Annotated in this window: 11 protein-coding genes and 1 riboswitch; of the genes, 6 read left to right on the plus strand and 5 right to left on the minus strand. The window is 64.4% G+C overall.

From position 1 onward, the window contains the following. Positions 1-155: 155 nt before the first annotated feature. From thiQ to thiB, 3 genes are read right to left on the minus strand one after another with little or no spacing between them, the layout of a single operon-like run. Positions 156-947 carry a thiamine ABC transporter ATP-binding protein gene (thiQ, locus tag EN990_RS13470; protein WP_063169190.1) on the minus strand — a complete coding sequence of 264 codons (792 nt, stop codon included), beginning with the start codon at positions 945-947 and terminating at the stop codon, positions 156-158. Beyond that, positions 940-2565 carry a thiamine/thiamine pyrophosphate ABC transporter permease gene (thiP, locus tag EN990_RS13475; RefSeq protein ID WP_127369056.1) on the minus strand — a complete coding sequence of 542 codons (1626 nt, stop codon included), beginning with the start codon at positions 2563-2565 and terminating at the stop codon, positions 940-942. Before thiP ends, thiQ begins: the two co-directional genes overlap by 8 nt. Before the next feature lie 8 nt (positions 2566-2573). Then, positions 2574-3572, minus strand: coding sequence for a thiamine ABC transporter substrate binding subunit (thiB, locus tag EN990_RS13480; protein WP_063169191.1), 999 nt, complete (start codon positions 3570-3572; stop codon positions 2574-2576). 43 nt (positions 3573-3615) lie between these two features. Beyond that, positions 3616-3730, minus strand: a riboswitch (TPP riboswitch). Positions 3731-3817: 87 nt separating this feature from the next. Here thiB and EN990_RS13485 point away from each other — a divergent pair. The 4 genes from EN990_RS13485 to EN990_RS13500 all read left to right on the plus strand — a co-directional run bounded on the left by EN990_RS13485 (position 3818) and on the right by EN990_RS13500 (position 7009). Continuing rightward, positions 3818-4477, plus strand: a complete 660-nt coding sequence (locus tag EN990_RS13485; protein ID WP_027162509.1) for a thiamine diphosphokinase — start codon at positions 3818-3820, stop codon at positions 4475-4477. A gap of 1 nt (position 4478) precedes the next feature. Then, the gene (locus EN990_RS13490) at positions 4479-6299 is read left to right on the plus strand and encodes an ABC-F family ATP-binding cassette domain-containing protein (RefSeq protein ID WP_063173238.1); all 1821 of its coding nucleotides are present in this window, start codon (positions 4479-4481) and stop codon (positions 6297-6299) included. Between the two features lie 168 nt (positions 6300-6467). Then, complete coding sequence (locus EN990_RS13495) at positions 6468-6710, plus strand: type II toxin-antitoxin system CcdA family antitoxin (protein ID WP_063170355.1); 243 nt, start codon at positions 6468-6470, stop codon at positions 6708-6710. Further along, positions 6710-7009, plus strand: a complete 300-nt coding sequence (locus EN990_RS13500) for a CcdB family protein (protein WP_127384602.1) — start codon at positions 6710-6712, stop codon at positions 7007-7009. Before EN990_RS13495 ends, EN990_RS13500 begins: the two co-directional genes overlap by 1 nt. A 17-nt stretch (positions 7010-7026) precedes the next feature. Here the strand turns inward: EN990_RS13500 and EN990_RS13505 are convergent, their stop codons facing one another. Next, positions 7027-8685 (minus strand): hypothetical protein, encoded by a 1659-nt coding sequence (locus EN990_RS13505; protein ID WP_127384603.1) that lies wholly within the window; start codon positions 8683-8685, stop codon positions 7027-7029. 75 nt (positions 8686-8760) lie between these two features. Beyond that, complete coding sequence (locus EN990_RS13510; RefSeq protein ID WP_024502931.1) at positions 8761-10059, minus strand: adenylosuccinate synthase; 1299 nt, start codon at positions 10057-10059, stop codon at positions 8761-8763. Between the two features lie 208 nt (positions 10060-10267). On the opposite strand from EN990_RS13510, the gene EN990_RS13515 reads away from it, so the two are divergent. Continuing rightward, positions 10268-11173 carry a DMT family transporter gene (locus EN990_RS13515; RefSeq protein WP_127369780.1) on the plus strand — a complete coding sequence of 302 codons (906 nt, stop codon included), beginning with the start codon at positions 10268-10270 and terminating at the stop codon, positions 11171-11173. A gap of 152 nt (positions 11174-11325) precedes the next feature. Next, positions 11326-11790, plus strand: coding sequence for a DUF2231 domain-containing protein (locus EN990_RS13520; protein ID WP_127384611.1), 465 nt, complete (start codon positions 11326-11328; stop codon positions 11788-11790). The last annotated feature ends 11 nt before the right edge of the window (positions 11791-11801 follow it).

Below are 11801 nucleotides of genomic sequence, written 5' to 3' on the forward strand. Positions count from 1 at the left end.
CAAACTGCTGCAGTATCCGCGGCCCATCCCAGGGGCGGGCGCCGGATACTGCAGGCAAATCACGGCCTGTGCCGGACCGGTAGGGCGGACCTAGCCACACTCCCCCGGTCATGGCAAGCAAACGCCACATCGCCTGGAGCCGGTTTGACCGTAAATTATGTCCGCTTCCGGGCAACATCGCGTGATGTGGAATATCCGGCACCCGCGCCGATATAGCGCCGGAACGCCTCCGGACCAGCCCCGGCAAAGAAATCATCAGCCTTGCCGGTCGCAGCGACCAACCCATTGTCGACAAACACCATATGCTCGCCGATGCGGCGTGCATCCTCCGGCTGGTGGGTGACGAACAGCACTGTCATGGCGCGTTCGGCATGAACGGCGGCAACCAGATCCAGCATCTCGTCGCGCAAAGCCGGTCCGAGCGAAGCGAAGGGCTCGTCGAGCAGCAACACCGGTCGGTCGCGCACCAGCACGCGGGCCAGGGCGACGCGCTGGCGTTCGCCCCCGGAGAGCTCGCGCGGCAGGCGTTTCTCCTTGCCCGCAAGACCGGTGCGCGCAAGCGCCTCGGCGACCGCAGCGCGGTCCGCCTCGGTCAGCCGCAGGGATGGCGAGCGGCCGAGCCCGACATTCTGCTCGACGGAAAGATGCGCGAAGAGATTGTTCTCCTGGAACACCATCGACACCGGCCGCGCCGAGGCCGGCTCGGCGCTGACATCGACACCGCCGACCAGCACGCGGCCCGACCGTGGGGTCTCGAAGCCGGCGACCAGATTGAGCAGTGTCGACTTGCCCGAACCGCTCGGCCCCATGATGGCGGTGATCGTCGCCGCGGCAAACTCGACATCGAAAACAAGCGGCGCCTCGCCATAGCTGCCATAGCTGAACGACACTTTGTCCAGCCGCACCGGCGCGCCCTTCGCGAGCCCGTTGGCCGCCTTTTCACGCATCACGGACCTCCTCCCTTCCCAGCCAGTGCGCCGCCACGATCAACGCGAGACAGACGAGGCCGAGCAGCAGTGCGAGGCCGGCGGCATCCTCGGTGCGGTAGCTGCCCATCCGAGCCAGAAGAAGGTAGGGCAATGTCTGCACGGAATCACTGCCGAACAAGGCAATGACACCGAGATCGCCGAGCGACAGCGCCATGGCGAAAGCGAAGGCCGTGGCGAGCGGTCGCCGCAGCGACGGCCAGTCGACCAGCATCAGCCGGTTCCAGCCCGCAATGCCGAGCTGTGCACAGAGCCGTTCGTGACGCTCGCTCGCTGCATCATAGGCGGGACGCACGGCGCGGAGCGCAAACGGCATCGCCATCACCGCGTTGACGGTGACGACCATGACCGGGGCGAGGGCGAAGACATCGCCGACAAGGCGCAACAACAGGAACCAGCCGGCGCCGACGACGATCGGCGGCACGACCAGGACAAAGCCGGCGCCGGTATCGGCGGCATGTTCGAGCAGTGTCTTGCGGCCAGTCCGGCTGTTCAGCGCCAGTGCCCGCCGCGCCATGGTCAGCGCCAGCGACAGCATCACCGAAAGCAGCGCCGACAGGAAGGCGAGCGCCGCGCTGGTCAGCGTTGCCTGCCGGACAGTGGCCTCGCCGGCCAAGCGGGCGAGATCGGCACTCAATCCGGCCATCACGGTTGCCGCCATCGGCCCGACGACGAACAGCAGCGCCAGGACGATGAGTAGCGCGTTCAACCAGGTCTCGCTCCGATTGACCGAAAGATGGCGGCGTTGCGCGACCGGCAAATTGGTGTCGCCGACCACATTGGCGCCTAGCCGCGTCAGTGCCAGCACCACGATAAAGGTCAAGGCGATCTGCAGCAGCGTCAGTGTAACGGCCCGCGTGGGATCGAAATCGAAGCGCAGCGCCTGGTAGATGCCGACCTCAAGCGTCGTCGCGGCCGGCCCGCCGCCGAGCGTCAGCACGATCGTGAAGGATGTGATGCAGAGCATGAACACAAGCCCGGCGACGCCGGGCAGTGCGGCGCGCAGCGTTGGCCATTCGATCAGCCGGAACGCCGGCCGCGCCGCCATGCCGAGTTGGCTCGCCAGCCGCCATTGGTCGGCCGGTATGGTCTGCAGCGCCTCGAGGAACAGCCGCGTCGCCAGCGGCAGGTTGAAGAAGACATGGGCGACGAGAATGCCGGACAGGCCATAGATGCCCGGCCAGCTTCCGCCGCCGATAACGGCAAGCACGCCGGCGAAATAGCCGGCACGGCCATAAAGCGCCAGGATGCCGAGCGCTGCAACGATGGCCGGCAGCGCCAATGGCACGGCGAAGATCTGCAGGATGAAGGCGCGGCCGAAGAAACGTGGATGCCGCGACAGAGCGCGCGCCACAAACAGCCCCGGGATGACCGAAAGCAGCGTCGACAGGACCGCTTGCCAGAGCGTGAAGCGAATGACGCGAAGCAGATAGGGATCGAAGGCTGCCCAGGCGCCCGAGAAATCATGGGCGCCCTCGAAAAGCAGGCCAGCAAACGCGCCGCCGATCAGCAGCGCGATTGCAGCGAGCGCGACAATGCCGGCACTGACGCGGGAATCCGTGGAATGCGCCGGCGCCATCGCGCTGCCTATTTGCTCATCGCCGCCAGCCATTCATCGACCCAGGCCTTGCGGTTGGCGGCGACCTCTTGCGGGCTGAACAGCAAGGTCTTCGTCGGCTTGACCAGTTTGTCGAAGGCCGGATTGAGCGGCTTGTCGGTCTTGCCTGCCGGGAACATCCAGTTGGTCTCGGGGATGGCATCCTGGAATTTCGGCCCGGTCATGAAGGCCATGAACTTGGCCGCCAGCGGATTCTTGGCTCCTGTCGTGGTGATACCCGCCACCTCGATCTGCAGATACTCGCCCTCCTCGAAGGAGGCCGCTTGGTAGCGCTCCGTGTTCTCGGCGACCATGTGGTAGGCTGGCGACGTCGTGTAGGACAGCACCATCGGCGCCTCGCCCTTGGTGAACAGCCCATAGGCCTCGCTCCAGCCCGGCGTCACGGTCAGCACCTTGGCCTTGAGCTTGGCCCAGGCCTCGGGTGCCTTGTCGCCATAGACCGACTTGACCCAAAGAAGCAGGCCGAGGCCTGGCGTCGAGGTGCGCGGGTCCTGGATGACGATCTTGTCGTTGGCACTGCCTTCGATCAGCTCCTTCAGGCTCTTCGGCGGCGTCTTCATCTTCTGCGTGTCGTAGACGACAGCGAAATAGCCGTAGTCGAAGGGGACAAACGTGTCGTCGCTCCAGCCGCCCGGCACACTGACATCCGTCACCGCGCCATGCGGCGCGAACAAGCCTGACGCCTTGGCATCGGCGGTGAGATTGGTATCCAGGCCAAGCACGATATCGGCCTTGGTCGATGTGCCTTCCAATCTGACGCGGTTGAGCAGCGCGACGCCATCGGCGACCGAGACGAAGTCGACGTCGCAGCCGCATTCGGCCTCGAACTCCTTCTTCACCACGGGACCCGGACCCCAGTCGGCGGTGAAACTCTCATAGGTGTAGACGGTGAGCTTGTCCTTGGCCAAGGCGGGCCCGGACAAGGCCACGACCGTTGCTGAAACAAGAGCATATAAAAGCGTGCGCATCGGCGCCTCCTTCGTTCGAATTGAAAGGAATTGAGGCGTCGGACTGTCCGAAACGTCTAATCCCTCCGCCGGTACAAACCGGATCAGGTTCAGCGGGTTGGCGAGACTGCCTCTCAGCCGGTCCGCGAAGATCGCGTCCGGCACCCCGTTAGAGCGTTTCGACACATAGGCCGGGCCGATCCGCCATGCAAGCGGGAGTTTGCCGCCTTCCGTTTCCCGTGCCGGGCTGGTAAGGGCCACACGATATGAGCACATTCACCATCCTGCTTGGCGGCGATCTCATCCGTACGCCACGGCTCGACCGTCAGGTCAAAGGCTCCCGCGTCATCGCCGCCGACGCCGGCATCGGTCATGCGCGGTTGCTGGGTCTCGTGCCGGAGCTGTGGGTGGGTGATTTCGATTCGGTGCCGGCCAACCTGCCGGACGATCTCGCTTCCGTGCCGCGTCGGACCTTCCCGGCGGAAAAGGACCAGACCGATGGCGAACTTGCCGTCGCCGCGGCACTGGAGCGCGGCGCGACCCGCCTGGTGCTGGCCGGCGCCTTTGGCGGCAAGCGCGCCGACCACGCTTTTCTGCATCTGTCGCTCGCCCTGCGGCTGGCGGAGGCGGGAACGGACGTGCTTTTGACCAGCGGCGCTCAGGAAGGCATCCCCCTGCTGCGCGGAACGGCCGGCTTCGACTATGCCGACGGCACGCTGTTTTCGGTGCTCGGCTTTTCCGAGCTCGACGGCCTGACCGTCACCGGCGCCAAATGGCCGCTCGCTCACGTCAAGGTGGCGTTCGGTTCGTCGCTGACCATTTCCAACGAGGTCAAGTCCGACAAGACCGGGGGCCGCCTCGAAATCGCGCTCGGCCATGGCCGCGCGATGCTGCTCGCTCATCCCTATCCCTTACCTGAAAGCTGACATGGCCCCGCCCCTTCTCAACCTCGACGGGATAAAACTGACCTTCGGCGGCACGCCGCTGCTCGATGGCGCCGCCTTGACGGCTTCGGCCGGCGACAAGATCGCGCTGGTCGGCCGCAACGGGTCCGGCAAGTCGACCCTGCTGAAGATCGCCGCCGGCCTGATCGAGCCGCAGGACGGCGAAGTGTTCCGCCAGCCTTCGGCGACCGTCCGCTATCTGCCGCAGATGCCCGACATGGAAGGTTTTGCCACTGTCCGCGCCTATGTCGAGGCCGGGCTTGGCCCCGCCGACGATCCCTACCGCGCCAGCTATCTGATGGAGCATCTCGGCCTGTCGGGTGAGGAACGTCCGAACGACCTGTCGGGCGGGGAGGCGAGGCGCGCCGCCCTTGCCCGCGTCATGGCGCCGGAGCCCGATATCCTGCTGCTCGATGAGCCGACCAACCATCTCGACCTCTCGGTCATCGAATGGCTGGAAGAAGAACTCATCCGCACCTCCTCGGCGCTGATCGTCATCTCGCACGACCGCCGCTTCCTCGAACGCGTGTCGCGCGCCACGGTCTGGCTCGATCGCGGCCAGACCCGCAGGCTGGACAAGGGCTTCGGCCATTTCGAGGAATGGCGCGACCTGGTTCTGGAGGAAGAAGAACGCGAGCAGCACAAGCTCGGTCGCCAGATCGTTCGCGAAGAGCATTGGCTGCGCTACGGCGTGACGGCGCGGCGCAAGCGCAACATGCGCCGGCTCGGCGAGTTGCAGACCATGCGTCAGCGTTTTCGCGGTCATCGCGGGGCCGAAGGGTCGGCGATCATGGTGGCGAGCGACGCCACCGAGTCCGGCAAGCTGGTGATCGAGGCGAAAAACATCGAAAAGAGCTTTGGCGATCTCACCGTGGTCAAGGCGTTTTCGACCCGCATCCAGCGCGGCGATCGCGTTGGCCTGGTCGGGCCGAACGGCGCCGGCAAGACCACGCTCTTGAAGATGCTGACCGGCGAGATGAAGCCGGACGCAGGTTCGGTGCGGCTCGGCACCAATCTGGAGATCGCAACGCTCGACCAGAAGCGCGAGGCGGTCGACCCGCAGGAGACGCTGGCACAATATCTCACCGATGGGCGCGGCGAAAACCTCGTCATCAATGGCGAGCAGCGCCACGTGGTCTCCTACATGAAGGATTTCCTGTTCAAGCCGGAGCAGGCGCGCACGCCGGTGCGCGAGTTGTCCGGCGGCGAGCGGGCGCGGCTCCTGCTGGCGCGCGTGCTGGCGCGGCCCGCAAACCTTCTGGTGCTCGATGAGCCGACCAACGATCTCGACATGGAGACGCTTGAACTGCTGCAGGAACTGGTCGCCGGTTTCGCCGGCACCGTCATCCTGGTCAGCCACGACCGCGATTTCCTCGACCGCACCGTGACCAGCCTGATCGCGCCGGATGGTGAAGGCCGCTGGATCGAATATGCCGGCGGCTACTCCGACATGTTGGCGCAGCGCGGCGGCACGAAGCTGGACGACCGCAAGGCGCGGGCGAGAGCCGAAAATGGCGAGGCGCCCGCGTCAGGCAAGAGCGAAGCCGCCGCGCCAAAAGTGCCGGCGAAGAAACTGTCGTTCAAGCAGAAATTCGCACTGGAATCCCTGCCGAAGAAAATCGAAGCTGTGATGGCCTCTATCTCGCGGCTGGAGAACAACATCGCCGATCCGGCCTATTACGAGCGCGATCCGGCCTCGTTCCAGAAAACCATCGCCGCCCTCGACAAGGAGCGCGCCACGCTGGCCGCGCTCGAGGAAGAATGGCTGGAACTGGAGATGTTGCGCGAGGAGATGGAGGGGTGAGGAGTGTTTCGGCCGTAGGCCGATCAATCGACGACGATTTGTCGATTGAAGCGACGAACGCCCGGAGCCATAGCGAAAGGGGCCGAGCGCCCCTACCTGCAGCTAGAACCGCCTGATTGCCTCCATACAGAAATGCGCATATATTATGCGCATGTTGCGGAGGCTATTATGCGCAAAATTGCCTTGAGTGCGACCCGTCAGCCAGCAAATCTGTCGATCGATTCGAACCTCATGAGGGAAGCCAAGGGACTTGACGTGAATGTCTCGCGCGCTGCGGAGGCCGGCATCGCGGAGGCGGTGGCTGCCGAAAAAACGCGACTGTGGAAGCTTGAGAACCGCGCCACGATGGACGCGTGGAACGACTATATCGAGAAACATGGCATCCCGCTGGAAGAGTACCGGCAGTTCTGATGCCCCGCTATGATGTCTTCGCCGGTCGCATCGAAGGCAGCTATGTGCTCGACGTTCAGTCAGAGCTGCTCGACAATTTCAAGACGCGGGTGGTCGTGCCGCTTCTGCCGGTCGCAATGGTGCCACCGCCGATGCGAAAGCTTCATCCGATTTTTGAGATCAACGGTCGAAAGCTCGTTATGGCAACACACCTGGTTGCCACCGTTTCTGCCAGCGAATTAGGCGAAAGTCAGCTGAACCTGATCAAGCACCACGACGACATCGTCGCTGCGCTCGACATGCTGTTCCAGGGCTTCTGAACGGCGGCTACAGCGTCTCAGCCTGCCGTCTTGGCCTGCCAGGCCTTGATTGCCTCGTCGAACACCTTCTCTCCGGGAATGCCCTTTTCCATGGTCAGCAACGCCCGCCGTCCGGTCTTGTAGACCACCGGCACGTCGATCCAGTCCTGGCCGCGCAACAAGGTCATGTTGGCGTCTTCGTCGGCCTTGGTGTCGTTGAGCGCGACGAGGAAGAAGCCGTCGGCAATCTTGGCCGGAATGCCGATCAGCGGGCTGCCGGCATCCTGCTCCGAAGCCTTCATGGCAACGCGCAGGATGTTGTCGACACCGCCGCCCTCGAAGCCGTCGGGCGTCAGGAAGATCATCTCGATGATATGGCTGGCCGGCAGCGTCTGGTCGGTGTTGCGGCGGATGGTCATGCGCAACTGGATGTCCTTGCCGGGAATGGTCGCCTCGGCGCGGATCGCCGGCTCCGGCGGCAGGTCGCCACCGGGCGATTCCTGCACCAGCGACCAGACGATGTTGCCGGGCTCGGCGGAGCCCTGGGCGGTGCTGGTGCGCTCCTCATAGAAGATCGCCTTCTGGCCGACAGGCAGGGCGGCTTCCGCAGGCGCAGCCGCCGGCGCGGGCGGCGCGGCACCTGCCGGTGCTGGCGGCGTGCCGGCAGCATCGGCCGGCGCTGCAGGCGCTGCTCCGTTGGCAGGCGGCGTTGCGGGGGCGGCATCTGTCGCCGGAGGCGTAGTCGCGGCAGGCGTACCGGCGGCCGGTGCGGAAATCGCCGGTGCGTTCGTGGCCGAGGGCGGGGTGGTCAGCGCCGCGACCGATTCGCCTTCGCCGATGCCGCTTTGGCCACCGGCCGGACCCGGGTCGACTTCACCACCCTGCGGTGTCAGCCGCTGGGTGAATTTCGTGCTTTCGGCTTCCGTGCCGCCAGCCGCGGGCGCCGGCGGCGCTGCCGCGGCATCGGTTGCCGGCTTGGCCGGCGCCGGCTTCACGGGTTCGGTTTTCGCTACCTGATTGCCGCCAAGCCCCAGCATCTTGCCGAAGGCGTCCTTGTTCAGCCAGACGCCATAGCCGCCGCCGGCAACGACCAGCAGTGCGACGACGGCCGCGATCAGCCCGCCATAGCTGCGCTTGCGCTCGGCGGGACGCAGGCGCTGGAAGGTGTCCTGTACCGGCTCTTCATTGTCTTCGTTGCTGGAAAAGACATCGGCCTCGTCGTCCGCCTCCTCGGCGTTCATGCCTGGAAGAGGCGTGTCGGCGCGAGCCGGCTGGGCAGGCGCCGGCGTCGATCTTTGCCAGCTTGGCTCGACCTTGGCGGCAGGCGGCGGCGCGGGTTGATAGGGCTCGGGCTTGGCGACGGGCGGTGCCGGCCAGGCCGATTCCGCCTTCGCCGGCTGCCTCGTATGGCTTGGCTGGTTCTTGTTGCGATCGATCGACGAAAAAATGTGTTCCAGCTCCGCGAGCGGGTCGGTCTCCGGCACGCTCTTGGCATAATCGCGCTCGACGCTTGTAATGGCGTCTTCCAGCGAACGCATCTGCGTGGCTATGGCTTCGGGAGCCCACGGCGGCGAACGTTCACCAAGCTTCTTCGCCAGCATGGTGCGAACGCTGGCATAGATGCGCGTACGCTTTTCCGGCGTCTCGTCGCCATGCTTGTCGAGCGCGTTTTTCAGAATAGCAACGAAATCTGCCATGCTTCAGTCGACCTGTATTTTGCTTCCGCGCCGGCCCCCGCAAATCAGCCGCGATGCCCGGAAAGGCTTCAGAAACTAGTCTTGAAACGGATCGGTCACAAGTATCGTGTCGTCGCGTTCCGGGCTGGTGGAAAGGAGCGCGACCGGTGCGCCGATGAGCTCCTCGATGTAGCGGACATACTTGACCGCCTGGGCCGGCAGATCATTCCAGCTGCGCGCGCCGGCAGTGGTGCCTTTCCAGCCCTCGAGCGTCTCGTAGACCGGTTCGACACGTGCCTGCGCGCCCTGGCTGGCCGGCAGATAATCGATCATCTCGCCGTCGAGACGGTAACCGGTGCAGACCTTGATCTCGTCCAGCCCGTCAAGCACGTCGAGCTTGGTCAGCGCGATGCCCTTGATGCCGTTGACCGCGACGGCCTGGCGCACCAACACCGCGTCGAACCAGCCGCAGCGGCGCTTGCGACCGGTGACGACGCCGAATTCATGGCCGCGCGTGCCGAGGAATTCGCCGACCTCGTTCTTCTGCTCGGTCGGGAACGGACCCTCGCCGACGCGTGTCGTATAGGCTTTGGTGATGCCGAGCACATAGCCGATGGCGCCCGGGCCAACGCCGGAGCCGGCGGCAGCCTGTCCGGCAACCGTGTTCGACGAGGTCACGAACGGATAGGTGCCGTGGTCGATATCGAGCAGTGTGCCCTGCGCGCCCTCGAACAGGATGCGCTCGCCAGCCCGGCGCTTGTCGTCGAGGATCTTCCAGACCCGGTCCATATAGGGCAGGATGTCGTCGGCGACCGAGGTTAGTTCCTGCATGATCGCGTCATGCGTGACTTCCGCATGACCAAGCCCGCGTCGCAGCGCATTGTGGTGCGTCAGCAGCCTGTCGACTTTCAAGGGCAGTGTTTCCAAATCCGCCAAATCCATCACCCTGACCGCGCGCCGGCCCACCTTGTCCTCATAGGCGGGGCCGATGCCGCGACGGGTCGTGCCAATCTTCGTCCCGGAATTGGATGCGGCGTCCTCACGAAACCCGTCCAGCTCTCGATGCAGGGACAGGATAAGCGCTGTGTTTTCGGCTATTTTCAGGCGATCCGGCGCTACTTCGACACCTTGCGCCTTGAGTTTTGCCACCTCGGCGACGAAAGCGTGCGGGTCGAACACGACGCCATTGCCGATGATGGACAGCTTGCCCTGGCGCACGACGCCCGACGGAAGCAACGACAGCTTGTAGACCTTGCCGTCGACGACCAGCGTATGGCCGGCATTGTGGCCGCCCTGGAAACGCACCACGACATCGGCGCGCTCCGACAGCCAGTCGACGATCTTGCCCTTGCCTTCGTCACCCCACTGCGAGCCGACGACCACCACATTGGCCATGTTTCTTTTCCCTTGAGACGCCGCCAAGCGGCTTGAATATGGTTCGAAACGACAGGCCTCTATAACGTCAAGACCTCGCGAGCGCGACCTTTCTTTGCCGTCGAAAATGCCCTGAGGCACAACAATTTTCGGCTTTGACATCATTTACTTGGGCGAGCGAGGGCAATAGGCCGGCAAACACCGCAGCTCCGGCGACTGGAATCCCGCGATGCATCGAAGCGCCTACATATTCCTGCTGCTCACCACCTTGCTTTGGGGTGGAAATTCGGTGGCCGGCAAGCTGGCGGTCGATCACGTCTCGCCGATGACGCTGGTCTTCCTGCGCTGGGTGCTGGCCGTGGCGATCATGCTGCCCATCGGCTGGAAGACCATCCAGAAGGACTGGCCGGTAGTCCGCAAGCACTGGTTCGTGCTGGTCGCCCTCGGCGCCAGCGGCTTCACCCTGTTCAACACCATCTTCTACACGGCGCTCAACTACACGACAGCGATCAATGTCTCGATCGAACAGGCGGCGATGCCGATCCTGATCATGACTGCCAATTTCGTCTTCTTCCGCCTGCGCGTGAACTGGGCGCAGATTGTCGGCGTCGTGCTGACCATCGCCGGCGTGATCCTCACCGCCTGCCATGGCGACCCGCGCCGGCTGTTGACGCTGGAACTCAATTTCGGTGACGCCATCATGCTGGTCGCTGTCTTTCTCTACAGCGGCTATTCGGTCGGGTTGCGGCTGAAGCCGGTGATGCACTGGCAGAGCCTGATGCTGGCCCTGTCGGTTTCGGCACTCGTCACCTCGTTGCCGTTCTTCCTGTGGGAGGTCCTCGCCGGCAAGGTCATCATGCCCGACGCGCGCGGCTGGACCGTCATCGTCTATACGGCGATCGGCGCCTCGGTCGTTTCGCAGATCTTCTACATCAGGGGCAACGAGCTGATCGGCGCCAACCGCGCCGGCCTGTTCATCAATCTGGTGCCGATCTTCGGCACGCTGCTGTCGGTGCTGATCGTCGGCGAGACGTTCCAGCTCTATCAGGCGCTGGCCTTGGTGCTCGTGCTGGGCGGCATCGGGCTTGCCGAATACAGCGGGCGCAAGATGGCGGTGGCGGACCACCGCGGATGACATTTGGCGGCTGACGCCCTCCGCCGTCGCGGTAATCACGCGAACGGCCTGGACTTCGCCAATGGCGCGGAAACAGCGGCATGAATCCTGCCGCGTCCCCTACTTGGAACATTTCACCTCCAGCGGAGTTTGAACGCCAGGGAGGCGACATGATGAGCCACAACCCTCGCAGCACGGCAAGCATTGCTGGTCACCCTATCCACCCGATGCTGATTCCGTTTCCGATTGCCTTTTTTGTCGGCACCTTCGTTTGCGACCTTATCTTCTGGCGAACAGCCGATCCTGGATGGGTCACCGGGTCGCTTTGGCTTCTCGGCGCAGGCCTGATCATGGCTGCCCTGGCTGCGCTTGCTGGCTTGACGGATGTTCTCGGCGATGTGCAGGTCCGCAATCTCACGACGGCATGGCTCCATGCCGGCGGCAATGTAATCGTCGTGTTGATCGAGCTTTACAACTGGTACTCGCGGTATGCCGGCGGAGCGGCGGCCGTGATGCCAACCGGCATCGTCCTATCGCTGATCGTGGTTCTCATCTTGCTGTTTACGGGCTGGAAGGGCTGGGAACTGGTCTACCGACATCGCGTGGGTGTCTCCGATGGCTCGGACGAGTTGACATGAACCGGCCGCCG

This window comes from Mesorhizobium sp. M7A.F.Ca.US.005.03.1.1, assembly GCF_003997975.1.
In the GTDB taxonomy this organism is placed as follows: domain Bacteria; phylum Pseudomonadota; class Alphaproteobacteria; order Rhizobiales; family Rhizobiaceae; genus Mesorhizobium; species Mesorhizobium ciceri.

Excerpts from the sequence above, each read along its gene's own strand:
- thiQ (WP_063169190.1), bottom strand. The coding sequence starts at position 947 with ATGCGTGAAAAGGCGGCCAACGGGCTCGCGAAGGGCGCGCCGGTGCGG.
- thiP (WP_127369056.1), bottom strand. The coding sequence starts at position 2,565 with ATGGCGCCGGCGCATTCCACGGATTCCCGCGTCAGTGCCGGCATTGTC.
- EN990_RS13510 (WP_024502931.1), bottom strand. The coding sequence starts at position 10,059 with ATGGCCAATGTGGTGGTCGTCGGCTCGCAGTGGGGTGACGAAGGCAAG.
- EN990_RS13515 (WP_127369780.1), top strand. The coding sequence starts at position 10,268 with ATGCATCGAAGCGCCTACATATTCCTGCTGCTCACCACCTTGCTTTGG.
- EN990_RS13495 (WP_063170355.1), top strand. The coding sequence starts at position 6,468 with ATGCGCAAAATTGCCTTGAGTGCGACCCGTCAGCCAGCAAATCTGTCG.
- EN990_RS13490 (WP_063173238.1), top strand. The coding sequence starts at position 4,479 with ATGGCCCCGCCCCTTCTCAACCTCGACGGGATAAAACTGACCTTCGGC.
- EN990_RS13505 (WP_127384603.1), bottom strand. The coding sequence starts at position 8,685 with ATGGCAGATTTCGTTGCTATTCTGAAAAACGCGCTCGACAAGCATGGC.
- EN990_RS13500 (WP_127384602.1), top strand. The coding sequence starts at position 6,710 with ATGCCCCGCTATGATGTCTTCGCCGGTCGCATCGAAGGCAGCTATGTG.
- EN990_RS13485 (WP_027162509.1), top strand. The coding sequence starts at position 3,818 with ATGAGCACATTCACCATCCTGCTTGGCGGCGATCTCATCCGTACGCCA.
- thiB (WP_063169191.1), bottom strand. The coding sequence starts at position 3,572 with ATGCGCACGCTTTTATATGCTCTTGTTTCAGCAACGGTCGTGGCCTTG.
- EN990_RS13520 (WP_127384611.1), top strand. The coding sequence starts at position 11,326 with ATGAGCCACAACCCTCGCAGCACGGCAAGCATTGCTGGTCACCCTATC.